Here is an 18,226-nt window from a genome sequence, read left to right as displayed (position 1 = left end):
AATTTGCTCGCGCAAATTCCGGCCTCTCCCCGCACGCGGGGAGAGGCGAACACCCTCACTTCAGCTTGGGCAGCACCTGCTTCACCACCTGCTTGCCCTCGACCACCTCGACCAGGAAGCTCTGGCGGTCGATGTCGCCGGTGTCGCTGAAGGTGACGTCCATCAGGATGCCCGGCTCGTCCGCGGCCTTGATGGTGAGGCCGTGCAGCGTGTCGGCGAACTTCTTCGGGTCGACCTTGCCCATCTTTTCGGTGGTGGCCTTCACCATGTAGACGGCGAGATAGCCCTTCAGGCCGTTATGATCAGGGACGTAATTGTACTTCTTGGAGAACTTCTCGCGGAACGCCTTGATCAGGTCGACCGGTGCGTCGGTGGTGAGGCCGACATGGCCGCGCGCGCCGTTGGCGGCATCGCCGGCGAGCTCGATCACCTTCTGGCCGATCAACGTGGTCTCGCCCATCAGCGGCGCGGTGACGCCCTGGCGCTTCAGCTCCTTCAGGATGCGCGCGCTCTCTTCTTCATTCAGGTAGACGAACACGGCATCGGGATTGGCGGCCTTGATCTTGCCGACGTCGGCGGCGAAGTCGGCCTGACCCGCCTCGGTGGAGAGATCGGCGACGACCTTGGAGCCGAGCCGGTCGAGCTCCTTGATCATCACGTCGCGCCCGCCGCGGCCGAAGTCGTTGTTGACCCAGACCACCGCGACCGTCTTGGCCTTCATCTCGTCGTGGATGTACTTTGCGACCTTCGGCATCGAGGATTGCTGGCCGAACGAAGTGCGGAACAGGAACTTGTTGCCGCCTTGCGTCAGCTCGGCGGCTTCGCCGCCCATGATCTGCGCGATGCCGGCTTCGGCCGCGAGCGGCGCGGTCACCTTCACCGAGCCGGAATAGCCGGGCCCGAGCAGCACATAGGGCTCGGCGTCGAGCGCCTTCTGCACCTGGGCGCGCGCCACCCCCGGGTTGGACTGCGAGTCGGCGTGGCTGACCTCGAGCTTGCGGCCGAGCACGCCGCCCTTGGCGTTGATCTCCTCGATCGCGAGATCGATGCCGTTCTTCCAGTTCGTGCCCACGGTGGCGCCGCCGCCCGAGAGCTCCGCGACATTGGCGAGCTTGATCGCCTGGCCAAAGGCACCCGTTGCAGTGATGACGGTGAGCAATGCGCCCACCACTAGCGTTGATTTCATCGTCCTCTCCTCCCGTTTCAAATCTTGCAAGCGGCCTTGTATCCGGCCGCTTCGCCTCAAGCTGCCTGATAGGCCGCGCTGCGCGCAGCCATCACGGCGTCAAAAGCCTCTCCCATGATCTCGGTCGATGGGGCAAGGCCTGTGAACAGTTCGAAGGCGTCGGCGGCCTGGTAAATCGCGAGCTCGCGGCCGGTCATGATCCGGGCGCCTTTCTCTCGCGCTGCGGCCAGCAGCGGCGTGATCAACGGCGAATAGACGGCGTCGGCGATCCAAAGGTCCGCTCTGAGCAGCCCCACCGGCACCGGCGTGTCATGGTTCGGCAGCATGCCGACCGGGGTGCCGTTGACGAGACCGGTCGCCCCCTCGAGGGCGTCCTCGACGCTGGTGGCGACGCGGGCGCCGCGCGAGGCGAGCAGGGCGACCAGTTTCTCGGCGCGCGCCGGCTCGCTGTCGAAAATGCGGATGTCGGCTACTTTCAGGCTCGCCAGCGCAAACGCGATGGCCTTGCCGACGCCGCCGGCGCCGATCACGGCGACGGCGTTGCCGGACGACGCCAGCAACGGCATCACCGCCCGCGCAAAACCCGTGGTGTCGGTGTTGTGGCCGGTCAGCCGGCCATCCCGGACGACGACGGTGTTGACCGCGCCCATGCTGGCCGCGCCTGGCGCCAGTGCGTCGAGCAGCGGCACGACGGCTTCCTTATAGGGGTAGGTGACATTGACGCCGGCAAAGCCGAGCCGCCGGACGCCCTCCAGCATCATGCGCAGCCCGGCCGCATCGGCGCCGGCGACCTCGATGAGCTGGTAATGGCCGCGCAGGCCGAGCGCCTCGGCGGCGCGCTCGTGCATGGCGGGGGACGCGGAATGCGCGATCGGCGCGCCGATCAGGCCGGTGAGGAGCTTCTTGCTGGCGGCGTATCCGCGTTTCGACATGGTTCGCGATCGTTTCGTTGGGAGCATCCGGCCCCGGCCATTAGCGGGGAAATCTGTGCAATTCCAGCTGCGACGATAGTCTTTCCCCCGCCTAACACAATTACCCTTTTGTCCTGCAAACCTAACATCATGTTACTTCCTTCGTCCGCGGGCCGGGGCGGCCTTGCCACTGCCGCGGGACGGCTCGACCGCGCGCATCTCGGTGCGCAGCGCCTCGATGAAGTATTCGGCGTGCAGAGACAGCGGCGTGCCGCGCTTGACCGCAACATAGGTGTCGAACCGCGTCGGCTCGGCGATCTTCAAGAGCTCGATGCCGGGATAGCCGCCATGGGCCACCGTGAACTGGTCGATGATGGCGATGCCGAGCCCCGCCTTCACCAGCGCGCAGACCGTGGTGCCGAAGCGCGCGCGGATGGTGATGTTGTAGTCGAGCCGATGGCGCGCGAAGATCTCGGCCATGATGCGGCCATAGGGATCGTTGGGATCGATGCCGATCAGTGGATAGCGCGTGATCTCGGCGGCCGAGACCTGCTTGCGGCCGGAGAGCTCGTGGCCCGGCGGCACGATGCAATAGAGCTCGCCCGAGGCGAGCGGCATGAAGTCGAGCCCGGAATGCTCGAGCCGATAGCTCATCGCCACGCACTCGCCGCGGCCTAGCATCAGGTAGTCGATGGCTTCCTCGAGCTTGAGGATGTTGATGTCGATGCCGAGATCGGGATAGCGGCGGGCGGACGCGCTCGATCGCGCGCGGCACCATCACCTGCGAGATGCTCGGCACCGAGCCGATGCGTAATTCCGACAGGCCGCCGCGGCCGATCTTGGAGATGATCTCGGAGAGGTCGTCGACCTTCTTGTAGACGCCGTTGATCTGCTCGAAAATGTTCTCGGCTTCCGGCGTCGGGAAGTAGCGCCCGTTCTGGCGCTGGAAGAAGCGGATGCCGAGCGAGCGCTCGGTGTATTTGACGAGGCGGCTGATCCCCGGCGCCGAGACGTTGAGCAGCTTCGCCGCACCGCCAATGGTGCCCGTCACCATCACGGCACGGATCACTTCGACCTGGCGCAGCGTCATCATGGCCTTGAAATGTCCCTGGCATCGACAAGAGATCGTGGCGCCGATCATCTCACGAGAGATGCGATGTCATCCAGCGGCAAGTGTGTGTCGATGTGGACGGAGGCGCGGTGCTTTACCCTCCCCTGGAGGGGGAGGGTCGATCGCGCGAAGCGCGAGCGGGGTGGGGTGATCTCTCCACTCGGGCACTGTTCGTCGCGGAGGGACCGTCACCCCACCCCGTCTCACATTTCGCTGCACTCAATATGAGACGACCCACGGGCGAGCTACGCTCGTCCCGGACCCCTCCAGGGGAGGGTAAGAGCGCAGCAGGCTCGTTGCGGATGATGACGAAGCAACTTCCCGGTCAGAGTGTTCGACTAAAATCCGCGCGTTCAGATGGAGAGGCGTTCTCGTGGCGCGATCTGTTGCTTCGGCTGTTGCAAACGGCACTCTAGCTCGCTGGCCCTTCCGGCAACACGCTCCCGGCCAGCTCCGCGCGCTCGCTCTGCAGCACCTCGCGCGCAAACTCGATGATCTTCTGCTTGTTTGCGGTTTCGCGGACGGCAAAAAACACGCGGTTCAATTCCAGGCCGAGCACGCTGTTGAGGGCGATGTCCTCGTCTTCCATCGTTGGTTTCCCGCTTCGACGCCTTCAGGTGTATCGTGGCGTCAATTCTGCCACAAGTAGTTTAAATCTTCAGAGCGGATGAGCACCGGGAAACTACTGCCATAGCGAATTGAGGCAGTCTGCGAATACGTGCTATACGGGAGCGGCGAGGGTCAGGAAACTTACGATGTCCGCCGTTGATTATGGCCGGGAGGCGCTCGATTTCATCGAAGGGCTCGCAGCCCATACCAAGGTTTCGGACGCCATGGACGCGCTTGCAACCGCGTTCGGTCGCTACGGTTTCGAACATATCATCGTGACGGGCTTGCCGAATCCCGAGCAGCGCTTTTCCCAGATGGTGCTTGCCAAGAAGTGGCCGGCGGAGTGGTTCAGCCTCTATACCGAAAAGAGCTACGACCGGGTCGATCCCGTGGTCCGCAAATGCCGGCAGACGGTGAACCCTTTCGAATGGTCCGAAGCGCCGTACGATCCGGAGCTGGAGCCCGGTGCGGTCGAGGTGATGCGGCGCGCAGCCGATTTTCGCATGTCGCGCGGCTTCGTCGTGCCGATCCACGGCTTGACTGGCTATGAGGCCGGCGTCTCGCTCGGCGGCGTCCACCTCGATCTCAATGCGCGCAGCAAGCCGGCGCTGCACCTGATCGGGATGTACGGCTTCGATCACATCCGCCGTTTGCTGGAGCCGGTGCCGCATCCGTCCACGCGTCTTACCCCCCGCGAGCGCGAGGTGATCGCCTGGGCCTCGCAAGGCAAGTCTGCCTGGGAAATCGGCGAGATCCTGCACATCACGCAACGCACCGCCGAAGAGCATCTTGCAACTGCTGCGCGCAAGCTCGGCGCCGTCAACCGGACGCATGCGGTCGCCATCGCGATCCGCCACAGAATCATCACTCCCTGAAATCTTCGCCTACTGGGAAATTTCCCAATAGTCGATTTTTCCTTTTTCGCTGAGGCTGCCCCCATTTCAAGCCATGGGGGACTTCATGATTCATGTGATTTCTTGCGTCAATCGGCACCTATACGAGGACGTTCTCGAACAGCATTTCCGAATTCGTCACGAGATTTTCGTCGAGGAGCGGAAATGGGAGGCGCTTCGCAAGCCCGATGGCCGCGAGATCGACACCTACGACAACGAGGACGCGGTCTACCTGCTGGCTCTCGAAAACCGCCGTGTGCTCGGCGGCTCCCGCCTGTATCCGACCACCCGGCCGACGATGATGAGCGAGGTTTTCCCGCATCTCGCCGCGGTGCGCGGTTGCCCTGCGGACCCGCTGGTCTGGGAGTGGTCGCGCTTCTTCGTCACGCGCGAGCGCCGCGATGGCGAGTTCAATTTACAATTGATGGCGGCCGCGCAGGAATTTTGTCTCGATCAGGGCATCGAACGGCTCTGCCTCGTCATGGAGACGTGGTGGTTGCCGCGGTTCCACGACATCGGATTTGTCGTGACGCCGCTGGGATTGCCGGCGCTGGTGGAGAATTCCTGGACCATGGCGGCGACCATCGAGATGCGCCAGGAGTCGCTCGATGTCGTGCGCGACCGTATCGGGATGACGAGCATCGTCCAGCAGGACGGTCCGCGGATCGACTGCATCGCCCGTGCCAACCTCCGCGGTCATGCTGCCGCGCAACGAAAGAGCGCCTGAAATGTCGAACGTGATGCGGGACAGCCAGATCATGGCGCAAATCCGGGACGAGGATCTCGGCTACATGTCCGACATGGCGCTCGAGCTGGCGCAGATGGCGGAAGACACCGGATTGACGACGCTCGCCTATCTGTTTCGGATGGCGGCCCTGGAGGCATCGACGGCCAACAGCGTCCTCACCGAGCCGGAGGAGCTCCCCCGGCAGATGACGTCGCACTAGAGCATGATCCGGAAAAGTGTGTAGCGGTTTTCCGAAAAGATCATGCTCAAACAATAACCTGAAGCGCGATCGCATCGCGCTTCAGGCGCAACCCTGCTCAATTTTACGACGATCGCACCCTCTCATCGCCAGCCGGTGAGAGGGATGTCATTTGGCTGCGGCAGGTTGCCTCATGGCGGGCGGCAGCGTTGTTGCGCTGCAAGGCGCATGTCGGTGCCCCTTTGCTGCACGAAGAAGCGCCGGTTGCCTAAAATCCTCTATTGCTCCGAATTGTTTTAAGCCTAAAATGTTTTCTAGATCGTGCTGCCGGGTGCAATCCGCATGTGCCGAGATGCAACAAAGTGCATGTCTGGTGTCGAATCGCTCTTGCCTAGGAACGATACTGCCATTACCCATTTTTCGGCCTTGAAGAGGCAGGGGGAGCTCTTTCACTGATGGCGACTGTGTTCGAACATCGGCGCAACGCTGCGCGCGCCTGAAAGAGTCTTGATGCTGCTCGTCGTCGAACAATTCTTGAATGGGCTGCAGTTCGGCCTGCTGCTGTTCCTGCTCGCCGCCGGCCTGACGCTGGTGTTCGGGATCATGGATCTCGTCAACCTTGCGCACGGCTCGCTCTACATGATGGGCGCCTATTTCGCCGCGACCTTCGCGGCGTGGACCGGCAGCTTCCTGCTCGGCGCGCTGATGGCGCTGGGGGCCACGCTCATGCTCGGCATCGTGCTGGAGGTGACGGCGCTGCGGCACCTCTACGGCCGCGACCATCTCGACCACGTGCTCGCGACCTTCGGCCTGATCCTGTTCTTCAATGAGGCCGTGCGGCTGATCTGGGGCCCGGCGGGCCTGGCGTTGCCGCTGCCGGCCTGGCTCACCGTGCCGGTGCCGATCCTGCCCGGCATTCATTATCCCGCTTATCGCCTCGCCATCATCGCGGTGGCGCTGCTGGTCGCGCTCCTCCTGTATCTCGGCGTGATGCGCACCCGTATCGGCATGCTGATCCGCGCCGGCGCCTCCAACCGCGAGATGATCGGTGCGCTCGGCATCAACATCAAGCTGCTCTACACGCTGGTGTTCGGCCTGGGCGCCGCGCTCGCGGGCCTCGCCGGCCTGATGCAGGCGCCGATCCTGACCGTGCAGATCGGCATGGGCGAGAACATCCTGATCCTCGCCTTCGTCATCATCGTGATCGGCGGCATCGGCTCGATCCGCGGCGCCTTCCTCGCCGCGATCTTCGTCGGCATGATCGACACGCTCGGCCGCGCCTTCCTGCCGAACCTGCTCCGCCAGGTGCTGAGCGGCGCCGCCGCGTCCACCGCCGCACCCGCGCTGTCCTCCATGCTGATCTATCTCCTGATGGCGATCGTGCTGGTGGTGCGGCCGGAGGGGCTGTTTCCGGCCAACCGTCGATGAAGGGTTTGAGCGTGAGCAAGGCCGTCACGGCCCTGATGCTGGCGGGCCTCGTGCTGCTGCCGCTCTATTCGCAGCTGTCCGGCAACATCTTCATCCTGACGCTGTTCACCCGCATCATCATCCTGGCGCTGGCGGCCGCGAGCCTCAACCTGATCATGGGGTTTGGCGGCATGATGAGCTTCGGCCATGCCGCCTATCTCGGCATCGGCGGCTACGCCGTCGGCATGCTCGCGCAGGAAGGCTTAGGTTCCGGCTTCATCCAGTTTCCGGTCGCGCTCGCCGCGTCTGCGATCTATGCGCTCGTGATCGGCGCGCTCTCGCTTCGCACCCGCGGCGTCTACTTCATCATGATTACGCTGGCCTTCGCGCAGATGGCCTATTACGTCGCCTCGGGGCTGGCGCGTTACGGCGGCGACGACGGCCTCACGATCTACAATCGCAGCGACTTCTCCGGTCTCATCAATCTCGGCAATCGCGTGCAGTTCTACTATCTCTGCCTCGCCTGCCTGTTCGGCGTCGTCTTCCTGATCTGGCGCATCGTCAATTCGCGCTTCGGTCTCGTGGTGCAGGGCCTGCGCTCCAACGAGCAGCGCATGCAGGCGATCGGCTTCCCGGCCAAGCGCTACAAGCTGGTCTGCTTCGTCATATCGGGTACCATGTGTGGCTTGGCCGGCGCGCTGCTCGCCAACAACACCGATTTCGTCAGCCCGGCCGTGATGTACTGGACCCGCTCCGGCGACCTCATGGTGATGGTGATCCTCGGCGGTATGGGCACGTTGTTCGGCCCGATCATGGGTGCGGTGGTGTTCCTGCTGCTGGAGGAGTTCCTGTCGCAGATCACCGAATATTGGGCGCTGATCATGGGGCCGCTGCTGCTGCTCATCGTGCTGTTCGGCCGCGGCGGCATCATGGGCGTGCTCGGGAGGGCTGGCCGTGGCTGAACCCTTGCTCCGCGTCGAAAAGCTGGTGCGCCGCTTCGGCGGCATCATCGCGACCGACAACGTCTCGCTCGACGTCGCATCCGGCGAGCTGCACGCCATCATCGGCCCGAACGGTGCCGGCAAGACCACGCTGATCAGCCAGCTCACCGGACATCTCGCGCCGCATTCCGGCAGCGTCTCGCTGGCGGGGCGGGACATTACCGACTTGCCGGCCTATCGCCGCTGCGCGCTCGGTCTTGCGCGTTCGTTCCAGATCACCTCGCTGCTGCTCGACTTCACCGCCGCCGACAACGTCGCGCTGGCGGCGCAGGCGCATGCCGGCACCTCGTTTCGCTTCTTCGCCAACGCGCGCAAGGAGCGACCCTTGCGCGATGCCGCACACGCCGCGCTCGACCGCGTCGGTCTCGGCCATCGGGCCGATGTCGTGGTGAACAGGCTCAGCCATGGCGAGCGTCGCGAGCTCGAGCTTGCCGTTGCGCTCGCCAGCAAGCCGAAGCTGCTGCTGCTGGACGAGCCGATGGCCGGCCTCGGTGTCACCGAATCCCAGCGCATGGTGAAGCTGCTGCAGGAGCTGCGGAAGGAGGTCTCGATCGTGCTGGTCGAGCACGACATGCCGGCGGTGTTCGCGCTGGCCGACCGCATCTCGGTGCTGGTCTATGGCCGCGTCATCGCCTCCGGCGATCCGGCCGCGATCCGGGCCAACGAAGACGTCAAGCGCGCCTATCTCGGCGATCAGCACGTGGTGACGCATCATGGCTGACACGCTGCTCGACGTCGACGGCATCGAGACCTGTTACGGCCTGTCCCAGGTGCTGTTCGGCCTGTCGCTGTCGATCAAGCCGGGCGAGATGGTCTCGCTGATGGGCCGCAACGGCATGGGCAAGACCACCACCATCCGCTCCATCATGGGCCTGACGCCGGCACGCGCAGGCGCAATCCGTTTCGCGGGCGCTGAGGTGCGGCAGCTTCCGTCCTACAGAATCGCCAAGCTGGGCGTCGGCCTCGTTCCCGAGGGACGCCAGATCTTCCCGAACCTCACCGTACGCGAAAACCTGGTCGCGGCTGCGGCCGATCGCTTCAACAGCGATAATCCCTGGACGCTCGCGGCCATCTACGTGCTGTTCCCGCGCCTGGCCGAGCGTGCGTCCAACATGGGCAACCAGCTCTCCGGCGGCGAGCAGCAGATGCTCGCAATCGGCCGCGCGCTGATGACGAATCCCAAACTCCTGATCCTGGACGAAGCGACCGAGGGCCTCGCGCCGCTGATCCGCGAAGAAATCTGGAACTGCCTGTCGTTGCTCAAGAGCCGGGGCCAGTCGATCCTGGTCGTCGACAAGAACGTCGATCATCTCGCCCGCATCTGCGATCGCCACTACATCATCGAGCGCGGCAAGACGGTGTGGAGCGGCACCTCCGACGAGCTGATGGCCGCGCCGGACTTGCAGCACAAATATCTGGGAATCTGACGCGTTCGGTGCCCTCCCGGCGCAACGCAAGCTTCCTTCGAGCAAATCCAATTTCGAAATCCTCCAAACTGCGCGCTGAGCTCTTGAGCGCGCCGCCGTCAGCCGTCAAAGAAGGCGCGGCGTTGTGGATTCGATGCGGGACTTTTACGAGCAAATTGTCGGGTTGCCTCAGGACGACATCGGTTCCGCACAGCGAGGGGCCGCCCAATGGCTGGATTATCCGGGCTGTGTGTTCGTCAAAGGGGAGTTTCGAGCAGACGCCGAGGGGCCTGCAATCGCGGCGCCGGGCCTGTTCATCTCGGTGGCGTTCGATGAAGCCGACACTGGTCGCGGCACTCTGACGCGCTCGATCGGCGAGAGGCGGATGGGCGTGATGGCTGTGCGGGAGTCCCTCGCCGTGAAACGCTCAGTGCGGTGTGGGAAGCGGCCCGCCATCGGTCTCGCGTTGCCCGAAGCTTCCATCGATCAACTCGGACTCGGCGCCGCGTTTCGGGCGCTGTTCAAGGACCAAAGATCTGGTGCGGTCATCGTCTCGCGGACCGCATCAGCGCGGGTGCGGGCGGTCGCGGCGGAAATGTTCTCGCCGCCGGTCGCCGGAAACGCGGCGCGATTGTTGTTGTCGGCGCATGCCGCCGAGATCGTCGTCCATGTCTTGTTCGGTGAGTGCGGCCGGATCGCGGTTGATCCGGCGACAGATCTCCAGCGCATTCGGCTGCAATCGGCCAAGGAGCGGATGGACGCCGACCTTGCCTATCCCTGGAGCATCGACGAGCTGGCGCGCAACGCAGGCCTGAGCCGACGATCTTTCAATCAGAAATTCCAGATCGCCTATGGCGAGAGCGCCATCGATTATCTGAGGGCCCGCCGGCTCGATACCGCACGAGCCCTTCTGATTCACCAGCGCTTGTCGGTCACCGAGGCGGCCTATCGGGTCGGCTATACCCATCCGGCGAACTTCGCGACGGCCTTTCGCAGGCGCTTCGGTCATTCGCCGAGCCGCTGCCAGTAACAGCAGCACGCGATGCGCGGCCTCAGGTCTCAGTCTTGAAAGCTTCCACGTGGAATCAAAGGCGATTTGTGCGGTCGCAAAGGCGGCGTGCGCCTCGATCTGGTTACTCCCGGGTTGTCCAAAGACGGAGCTTGGGGAAGACGATGAGGCGTGGCGACGGGCAAACGTTCGGTTGGGAACGGGTGATGAAGGCTGGTCTGGGTGTGGCCGGTCTGGGCGCGGTTTTGCAGTCGACGCCGACCCTTGCACAGGTCTCCGGGACCAATTCGGGATCAACGGCCGCGACATTGCCGCCCGTCACCGTGGAGGCGCCGAGCCAGGTGCGTCCGCGCGCCCCGTCTACCCAGCGCAATTCACCATCGCAGCGCGGCCGTGTCGCGGCGCAACGCGATGCCGCCTCCAGGCAAGCCGGAAGCCGGGATGCGCGCGAGGCAGGTGGCAGTCGCGCCACGACGTCGAGCGAGAACAGCTACGTCGCGAACAGCAGCTCCGCAGGCACCAAGACGAACACGCCCCTGCTGGAGACGCCGCAGTCGATCTCGGTCGTGACGCGCAAGGAGCTCAACGACCGCGCCGTGCAGACGCTGACGGAAGCAGTCGGCTATGAGCCGGGCGTGCGCATCGATGCCTCAGGCTACGATCCGCGCTTCGACGCCATCTCGATCCGGGGCTTCGATATCACCTATAACGGCATCTATCTTGACGGCCTGCGTCTCGTCGGCGCCGGCCTTGGCGTGTTCAAGACGGAGCCTTATGGGGTCGACAGCATCACCGTGGTCCGTGGCCCGAGCTCGGCGCTCTATGGCCTCGGCTCGCCGGGCGGACTGATCGATCTGCAAAGCAAGCTGCCGACCAGCCAGCCGTTCCACGAGGTGCAGACGCTGTTCGGCGACCGCGATCGCGTCCAGGGCAATTTCGATGTCTCGGGGCCGATCGATCCCAACGGCCAATTCTCTTATCGGCTGACCGGCGTGGTGCGCGACGCCGACGTCTTCGTGCCGGGAGGCAAGGACAATCGCACCTATGTCGCTCCCGCCGTCACCTGGAGACCGGATCAATCGACAACCCTCACGCTTCTCGGTGCCTATCAGAGATCCAAGACGCCGGGCTCGATGTTCACCTATTCGGCGGGGACCGGCACCACCACGGATATCTTCACGGGCAGCCCGTCCTACAATTCGCTCGATCAGGAGCAGGGGCGGGTCGGCTATCTGTTCGAGCACGCGTTCAACAACGCCGTGACCGTTCGCCAGAAATTCCGCTACGTCGATCTCGACGCGGTTACGCGCTACGTCGGCTTTCTCGGTGTTCCCGTCGGCAATGTCGTGTCGCGTTATACCGGCTACGTCCACGACACGCTGCAATCGGCCATCATGGACAACCAGGTCGAGGCAAGGCTCTCCACCGGCCCCGTGCAGCACACGCTCCTGGTCGGCACCGACTATACGTCGTCGAGGTTCACCGACAAGCAGGGGTTCGGCTTCGGCGTGTCCGATCTCAATCTGGCTGCGCCGGTCTATGCGCCGGAATCCATTCCGGATCCCGCGATCTCGTCCTCCACGGCGCAGCGGCAAACCCAGTCCGGCGTCTACATTCAGGATCAGGCCAAGCTGGACCACTGGATCCTGACGCTTAGCGGCCGCAGCGACTGGGTCCGCACCACGAGCGAGGACCTGTTCGCGCTGACGAGACAGGCGCAGTCCGATCAGGCCTATAGCGGGCGGGCAGGACTGACCTATGTGTTCGATTCCGGTGTGGCGCCCTACGTCGCCTATTCGACGTCGTTCTTTCCCAATCTCGGCGTCGATCCGTCGGGCGCCTTCTTCAAGCCGACCACCGGCAAGCAGACCGAGATCGGCGTGAAGTATCAGCCGCTGGGGACGCGGAGCTTCATCACCGCCGCGCTGTTCGACCTGACCCAGGATGGCGGCCTGGTGACGACGGGCACGGGCGTGACGATCCAGCGCGGCGAGATTCAAAGCCGCGGCTTCGAATTGCAGGGGCTTGCAAGCCTCGGCAACGGTTTCGATATCACCTCGTCCTACACCTATCTCGACATGGTCACCAAGCAGGCCGGCGACAGTACGCTGGTCGGCAAGTTTCCGTCGGGCAATCCTCCGCACACCGTGACGCTGTGGGGGAATTATGCCCTGCCGCTGGCTGGCCCCTTCGCAGGCCTGAGCGTCGGTGCCGGCGCGCGCTATATGTCCTGGAGCTATGGCGATGATCTGAACACGTTCAGGAACAGCTCGGTGACGCTGGTCGACGCGGCGCTGAAATACGATTTCGGCCAGGCGGCGAAGGAGCTGAAAGGGCTTCAGTTCCAGGTCAACGCCAAGAACCTGTTCAATGTGCACTACACGACCTGTCAGGTCGGTTATTGCTACCGGGGTGCGCCGCTCACCGTCATCGCCACGCTCGGCTATCGCTGGTGAGCATAGCTACCGGGCGGATGCGGCCGGACGATTACCAATAGATCCCGTGGCGGTGCAGTTCGCGGATCACGCGGGCTTCCACGGACGGCTGCCGGCGTTTCGGCTTTGGCGTTTCGGTCGTCTTTGCCGCCGGCGTGGTGGTTGATTGCGCCGGAGCTGCGGCTGTCGGTGTCGTCGCGGCGGGCGCGGCCGGCGTCTGGACGTTTGCCGGTGAGGCTTGCGTCGCCTGCGGCGGCGTGGCGGCCGGCTGCTCGGTGGCCGGCTGGTTCGGATTGGCCGCCGCCAGGCTGAGGCTCCGCGAGCCTCCGGCGTGGGCTTGGCTTGCGAGCAGCGACATCGCAGCGATCAGGATCAGCTTGCGCATGGAAATCCCCGTCATCTGGTCAATCGATCTTACCTAATTCCCGTGGGGCTCAACGCGCGAGGCGGTGCACGCCGATCTCGACCAGGGTGGTCCGGCAGGACAGGCGATAGATCAGGCTGAAAAGCTGACTCCACATGACCGAACTCCGTTGTTGATCATTGGAAGGCGTTATACGCCGCCTGCCTTTCCGGCGTTTTTCGCCGGATGAGGAAAATGGCTTCGTCCGGGGCCGGCGCGATGTCGTCGGAACATTCCGGAAGAAGTCGCCTCACGCCGGCGTGAAGCAGCGTGCCGATCAAGGCCGGACCGGATTCCGATAGAGGCCGGTAGTTGTCCCGAGATGAAGCGTGCGCGGCGCGGCAGTATCGTGCGGGCGGCTTTCAGACCCGGTTATTGTATGAGTTCCGATCGCGAAGACGATCCGCCAATCCTCATCTGCTCAAAATGCAGGCGCCCGATGAAGTTCCTGGCGACACTACCTGGAATAGTCACGCTGCCTGCGGAGCACGTTTATTTTTGCGTCCAGTGCCGTCGGGTCGACACGATTCGGCTGAAGTGAGGCGCCGGCGCCGGCGCCGGCGAGCCCGACCTGCTCAAAACACCTCGAAATATTCGCGATGCTCCCAGTCGGTCACTTCCGACAGGAAGCGATCGATCTCGGCGTTCTTGATGTGGGTGTAGTAGTCGACGAACTCCGCCCCGAGCTTCTCGCGGAAGAACGGGTCGTCCTTGAGCGCCGAGACCGCATCGCGCAAGCTTCTCGGCAATGGCGGCGCCTTGGTCTCGTAGGGCGTGTCGGCCGAGGGGCCGGGATCGAGCTTGCGGTCGACGCCGTCGAGGCCGGAGAGAATCTGCGAGGCCATGTAGAGATAGGGATTGGCCGCGGGCTCACCGATGCGGTTCTCCAGGCGCGTTGAGGCATCACCGGCGCCGCCGAGCACGCGGATCATCACGCCGCGATTGTCGCGGCCCCAGATCGCACGGTCGGGCGCCAGCGAATAGGAGCGATAGCGCTTGTAGCCGTTGATGGTGGGCGTGGTGAACAATGTCGAGGCGCGGGCGTGATCGAGCAGGCCGGCGAGGTAGGATTTGCCGAACGCGCTGAGCGGCTCGCCGCCATCCGTCGCCGCTTCCTGGGCCATGAACAGATTGTCGCCGCTCGCGCGCGAGACGATCGACTGATGCAGGTGCCAGCCGCTCGCGAACACGTTCGGCAGCTTCGGCCGGCACATGAAGGTGGCGTGATAGCCATGGCGGCGCGCGATCTGCTTCACCGCGCTGCGGAACAGCACCATGTTGTCGGCGGGCTCCAGGCCCTTCTTCGGCTGGAACGTGAATTCGCACTGGCTGGGGCCGAACTCGACCTCGACCGAGCGCAACGGCAGCCCCAGCGCGACGATGTCGCGGCGCAGGATCTCAAGCACCGGCTCCATCTGATCGAAGCGTTGCTCGGTGAGATATTGATAGCCGTGGCTGAGCAGGCTGACCGAGGGCGGCGTGCCGGGCTGGCCTGCGTCTTCCGCGCGCATATGCGGATCGTCGAGCCTGAAGATGTGGAATTCCACTTCGAGCCCCGCGACGAAATCGTGGCCGCGCGTGCCGAGCTCGCCGAGGACGCGCTTGTAGAGCCCGCGCGTCGCGAAAGGCACGGGACGGCCGTCGTTGAAATAAAGGTCGCACAGCACCCAGCCCGTGGTGGGCGCCCACGGCAGCACGCGAAACGTGGTGGGATCAGGCACCATCAGCACGTCGGCCGCGCCCTCCATCTCCTTCATGCCGAAGCCGCCGCCTGCCGTGAACACGGGGAATACCGTGCGATGCGAGGTATCCTTGGCCAGCATGGTGGTGGTGATGGAGCAGCCGCTCTCCAGCGAGGCGATCGCCTCGGATGCGACGATGGTCTTGCCGCGCAGGATGCCGTGCTGGTCGGGGAAGGCGAGGCGGATGACCTCGAGGTTCTTCTCCTCGGCAATGTGGCGCATGCGCTGGGCTGCGTCCCTCTGCTCATCCGACCACAGCGCATGTCGCGCGACGAAAGTCACTTTGCTACTCCTCCAGTCGTAAGGCGCGAAGCATGCGCCACATTCTCCGTCATTGCGAGGAGCTCTTGCGACGACGCAATCCAGAAATGCATCCGCGGTGACAGACTGGATTGCTTCGCTTCGCTCGCAATGACGAGGATAGACGTCACTCCGCCGCCGTCAGCCGGTGCACGTTGTCCGCGATCTCCTTCGGCACCGGCGCGGTCCATGGCGCGCCGCGGCGGCGCTTGACGTCGACTTCCATCCAATAGGTCTCCCAGCCCCGCGTCGGTCCGATGCCGTCCATCGTCGCTGGCCCCTGAATGCTGCGCGCGTTGGCCGCGTCCAGAAACAGCATCGGCCTCTCGCCGCCGGAGACCTTCTCGATCTCCTGCCGCAGCAGGCGGCGATACTGCACGATCGCCTTGTCGCTCTGTCCGAGATGCTCCTTGGTACGATCCTGGATCGCGCCCATCGATTCCACCGCCCATTGGTCGTGGACGTTGATGTCGTTGCCCATGCCGGTATAGGTCGCGGTCTGCTGCTCGTGCGGATCGAAACCGTAATCGTTAGCTCGGTTCTTGCGCGATTTGTAGTCGGGCAGCTCGTAGAGCTCGAGCCGCTGGTCGCGCATCTTCTGCTTGTCGACCGGGTTCGAATAGCTGGTGAAGATCGCGTACCAATAGCAGTTCTCGTCATCGACAGGCACGTGCCACTGCGTGATCGTCATCTCCGTGCTCATGGGGATGACGAAGCCGTGCGGGAACAGCTGGTTGGTGACGCGCACATGGGTGCGCTCCTCGTCGATCTCGCGCAGCGCGATCAGGCGCAGGCCGTATTCGGTGTGCTCGACATTGATGATCGGGCGATCGTATTCGCGCAGGATCTTCGTCATCGGCAGATCGCTGCCGGCGGAGGCGCCGCGAAACTGCTTGCCATAGGCGGTGGAGGTGTCCTCGTCCTCGAAGAAGCGGTGCAGATAGGAGGCGTGGGCGGGATCGATGCCGACCTCCAGCGCCTGCAGCCAGTTGCAGGCCATGTGGCCCTTGAATGCGAAGGTATGGCTGCTTGGTGCAATGAAGCAGTCGAGCTCCGGGAACGCGGGCGGCTCACCCTCGCCGAGATAGGCCCAGAGGATGCCGCTCTTCTCCATGACGGGGTAGGAGCGCTGGCGGATGTTCTGGCAAAGCTTGGAATCCTTCGGCTCGGCCGGCGTCTCGATGCACTGGCCGGTGGCGTCGAACAGCCAGCCATGGAAGGCGCAGCGGAGGCCACCATGCTCGAGCCGTCCGAAGGCGAGGTCGGCGCCGCGATGGGCGCAGTGGCGGTCGATCAGCCCATAGCGCCCGGTCTCGTCGCGGAACAGCACCAGATTCTCGCCGAGCAGCTTCACCGGACGGATCGGCCGCGCGCCCTCCAGCTCGTCCACCAGCGCCGCCGGCTGCCAATAGCTCCGCATCAGCTTCCCGCACGGATCCTTCGGCCCGGTGCGGGTGATCAGGTCGTTCTGCTCCTGGCTCATCATGGCGGTCGCGTCCTTTTCTGGAGAAGCGTTCCGTTCGCCTATTGAACGAATGGGCGAATTATGACATGAGCTGGAGCGTCAGCAAGTACTATTTTGCAGGATTTCCCCTGACATGCCCAAGCTGAAGCGGACTGAGACTGACGAGCGCGCGACGGATTTCGTCGAGGCCCTCGACCGCGGGCTGCGCCTGCTGCAGTGCTTCGGCACCAATGCCGGCCCGATGACGCTGAGCGATCTCGCCCGCGCTGCCGATCTGCCGCGCGCCACCGCCCGGCGCATGCTGTTCACGCTCCAGCGCGGCGGCTTCGTCAGCGGCGACGGCAAGCTGTTCTCGCTGACGCCGCATGTGCTGACGCTGGCCGCGTCCTATTTGCGATCCAACCAGCTCGTCGCGGTGCTGCAACCGGTGCTCGATCGCGTTGCGACGGCGGCGAATGAAATCTCCTCGCTGGCCGTGCTCGACCGCGACGAGGTCGTGTTCATCGCCCGCAGCAGTCCGGCGCGCATGTTCTCCGGCGGCCTCGAGATCGGCTACCGCCTGCCGTCCTTCTGCACCTCGGTCGGCCGCGCCATGCTCGGCCAGCTCGACGACGCCGATCTCGCTGCCCGGCTGAAGACGATGAAACGGGAGGCGCTGACGCCGCAGACGGTGACCGATCCGAAGGCGCTGCTCGCGCGCATCGCTGCCGACCGGTCCCAGGGCTATTCGCTGGTCGACCGCGAGGCCGAGCCGCATTTCCGCTCGATCTCGGTCCCCGTCCGCCGCTACGACGGCGTGATCGTCGCCGCCATCAACATGGGCGCGCATGTCGACCGCGTGCCGGCGCAGGAGCTGATCGACCGCTTCCTGCCGCTGTTGCGGGAGAGTGCGGAGGCGGTGCGTTCGCAGTTGCTGTAAGCGTGTAGGGTGGGTTAGCCGAAGGCGTAACCCACCACTTCCGTCCACGCGGAAACTAAAGAGGTGGTTACGCTTCGCTAACCCACCCTACTCAGCTATAATGCGCTCCACACAAGACCAGGGAGCACGCCATGCAACACACCATGGTTCCCAGTGATCGCGTGGAGCACGTCGCCGTCTACGGACGCGACGGCACGAAGCTCGGCACGATCGAGCGACTGATGCTCGACAAGATGAGCGGAACGGTCGCCTATGCCGTGATCAAGACCGGCGGGCTGCTCGGTACACGTCACCATTATCCGCTGCAGTGGAGCGCGCTGAAATACGATCCGGCACGGCAGGCGTTCCAGATCGAGCAGACGCTGGACGAACTCAGCAGCGGCCCGTGCGAGTTCGATGGCGACGCGTTCGACTGGGGCGACCGCTCGCGGCCCTACCCGCATCCGAATTACTGGTCGATCTAGCGGGTAAACGGTCGGCCAGCGCGCATTCTCGGCGCGGAT

17 protein-coding genes and 1 pseudogene are annotated in these 18,226 nt (G+C 64.3%); 11 read left to right on the top strand and 7 right to left on the bottom strand.

Annotated elements, in window-relative coordinates:
• Positions 1-55: 55 nt before the first annotated feature.
• From AB7M16_RS17080 to AB7M16_RS17065, 4 genes and pseudogenes are all read right to left on the bottom strand, one after another.
• The gene (locus tag AB7M16_RS17080; RefSeq protein WP_260381238.1) at positions 56-1,186 is read right to left on the bottom strand and encodes an ABC transporter substrate-binding protein; all 1,131 of its coding nucleotides are present in this window, start codon (positions 1,184-1,186) and stop codon (positions 56-58) included.
• 56 nt (positions 1,187-1,242) lie between these two features.
• The gene (locus tag AB7M16_RS17075; RefSeq protein ID WP_453944589.1) at positions 1,243-2,118 is read right to left on the bottom strand and encodes a shikimate dehydrogenase; all 876 of its coding nucleotides are present in this window, start codon (positions 2,116-2,118) and stop codon (positions 1,243-1,245) included.
• A gap of 132 nt (positions 2,119-2,250) precedes the next feature.
• Positions 2,251-3,190 (bottom strand): annotated as a pseudogene (locus AB7M16_RS17070) (LysR family transcriptional regulator).
• A 430-nt stretch (positions 3,191-3,620) separates the two neighbouring features.
• A complete protein-coding gene (locus tag AB7M16_RS17065) occupies positions 3,621-3,797 on the bottom strand; it encodes a hypothetical protein (protein WP_172786151.1) in 177 nt (58 codons plus the stop codon).
• 166 nt (positions 3,798-3,963) lie between these two features.
• Between AB7M16_RS17065 and AB7M16_RS17060 the strand changes: the two genes are divergently transcribed.
• The 9 genes from AB7M16_RS17060 (at position 3,964) to AB7M16_RS17020 (ending at position 12,915) form a co-directional block, all read left to right on the top strand.
• Entirely contained in the window at positions 3,964-4,692 is a 729-nt protein-coding gene (locus AB7M16_RS17060; protein ID WP_172786150.1) for a helix-turn-helix transcriptional regulator, read from the top strand.
• A gap of 85 nt (positions 4,693-4,777) precedes the next feature.
• Positions 4,778-5,437: an acyl-homoserine-lactone synthase gene (locus AB7M16_RS17055; RefSeq protein ID WP_172786149.1), complete on the top strand. Its 660-nt coding sequence runs from the start codon at positions 4,778-4,780 to the stop codon at positions 5,435-5,437.
• Position 5,438: 1 nt separating this feature from the next.
• Entirely contained in the window at positions 5,439-5,657 is a 219-nt protein-coding gene (locus AB7M16_RS17050) for a hypothetical protein (protein ID WP_172786148.1), read from the top strand.
• Between the two features lie 489 nt (positions 5,658-6,146).
• A complete protein-coding gene (locus AB7M16_RS17045; protein WP_453944588.1) occupies positions 6,147-7,064 on the top strand; it encodes a branched-chain amino acid ABC transporter permease in 918 nt (305 codons plus the stop codon).
• The gene (locus tag AB7M16_RS17040; RefSeq protein WP_172786147.1) at positions 7,061-8,005 is read left to right on the top strand and encodes a branched-chain amino acid ABC transporter permease; all 945 of its coding nucleotides are present in this window, start codon (positions 7,061-7,063) and stop codon (positions 8,003-8,005) included. Before AB7M16_RS17045 ends, AB7M16_RS17040 begins: the two co-directional genes overlap by 4 nt.
• A complete protein-coding gene (locus AB7M16_RS17035; protein ID WP_212256023.1) occupies positions 7,998-8,765 on the top strand; it encodes an ABC transporter ATP-binding protein in 768 nt (255 codons plus the stop codon). Before AB7M16_RS17040 ends, AB7M16_RS17035 begins: the two co-directional genes overlap by 8 nt.
• Positions 8,758-9,471, top strand: a complete 714-nt coding sequence (locus tag AB7M16_RS17030) for an ATP-binding cassette domain-containing protein (RefSeq protein WP_439401719.1) — start codon at positions 8,758-8,760, stop codon at positions 9,469-9,471. The genes AB7M16_RS17035 and AB7M16_RS17030 overlap by 8 nt, the downstream gene beginning before the upstream one ends.
• 133 nt (positions 9,472-9,604) lie before the next feature.
• The gene (locus AB7M16_RS17025; protein ID WP_453947209.1) at positions 9,605-10,480 is read left to right on the top strand and encodes a helix-turn-helix transcriptional regulator; all 876 of its coding nucleotides are present in this window, start codon (positions 9,605-9,607) and stop codon (positions 10,478-10,480) included.
• A 185-nt stretch (positions 10,481-10,665) separates the two neighbouring features.
• Entirely contained in the window at positions 10,666-12,915 is a 2,250-nt protein-coding gene (locus AB7M16_RS17020; RefSeq protein WP_453944587.1) for a TonB-dependent siderophore receptor, read from the top strand.
• A 31-nt stretch (positions 12,916-12,946) separates the two neighbouring features.
• On the opposite strand, the gene AB7M16_RS17015 is transcribed toward AB7M16_RS17020, so the two are convergent.
• The 3 genes from AB7M16_RS17015 to AB7M16_RS17005 all read right to left on the bottom strand — a co-directional run bounded on the left by AB7M16_RS17015 (position 12,947) and on the right by AB7M16_RS17005 (position 16,825).
• Positions 12,947-13,279 (bottom strand): hypothetical protein, encoded by a 333-nt coding sequence (locus AB7M16_RS17015; RefSeq protein WP_172786231.1) that lies wholly within the window; start codon positions 13,277-13,279, stop codon positions 12,947-12,949.
• A 593-nt stretch (positions 13,280-13,872) separates the two neighbouring features.
• The gene (locus AB7M16_RS17010; protein ID WP_453944586.1) at positions 13,873-15,321 is read right to left on the bottom strand and encodes a glutamine synthetase family protein; all 1,449 of its coding nucleotides are present in this window, start codon (positions 15,319-15,321) and stop codon (positions 13,873-13,875) included.
• Positions 15,322-15,466: 145 nt separating this feature from the next.
• Positions 15,467-16,825, bottom strand: a complete 1,359-nt coding sequence (locus AB7M16_RS17005) for an aromatic ring-hydroxylating dioxygenase subunit alpha (protein WP_453944585.1) — start codon at positions 16,823-16,825, stop codon at positions 15,467-15,469.
• 112 nt (positions 16,826-16,937) lie between these two features.
• On the opposite strand from AB7M16_RS17005, the gene AB7M16_RS17000 reads away from it, so the two are divergent.
• Together AB7M16_RS17000 and AB7M16_RS16995 are read left to right on the top strand one after the other, a co-directional pair.
• On the top strand, positions 16,938-17,723 hold the full coding sequence (locus AB7M16_RS17000; protein ID WP_453944584.1) for an IclR family transcriptional regulator domain-containing protein: 786 nt from the start codon (positions 16,938-16,940) through the stop codon (positions 17,721-17,723).
• 131 nt (positions 17,724-17,854) lie between these two features.
• Positions 17,855-18,187 carry a PRC-barrel domain-containing protein gene (locus AB7M16_RS16995; RefSeq protein ID WP_172786141.1) on the top strand — a complete coding sequence of 111 codons (333 nt, stop codon included), beginning with the start codon at positions 17,855-17,857 and terminating at the stop codon, positions 18,185-18,187.
• Positions 18,188-18,226: the final 39 nt, after the last annotated feature.

This window comes from Bradyrhizobium sp. USDA 372, assembly GCF_053629095.1.
The sequence above is the reverse complement of the archived record's forward strand: the minus strand, read 5'-3'. Positions and strand labels throughout refer to the sequence as shown.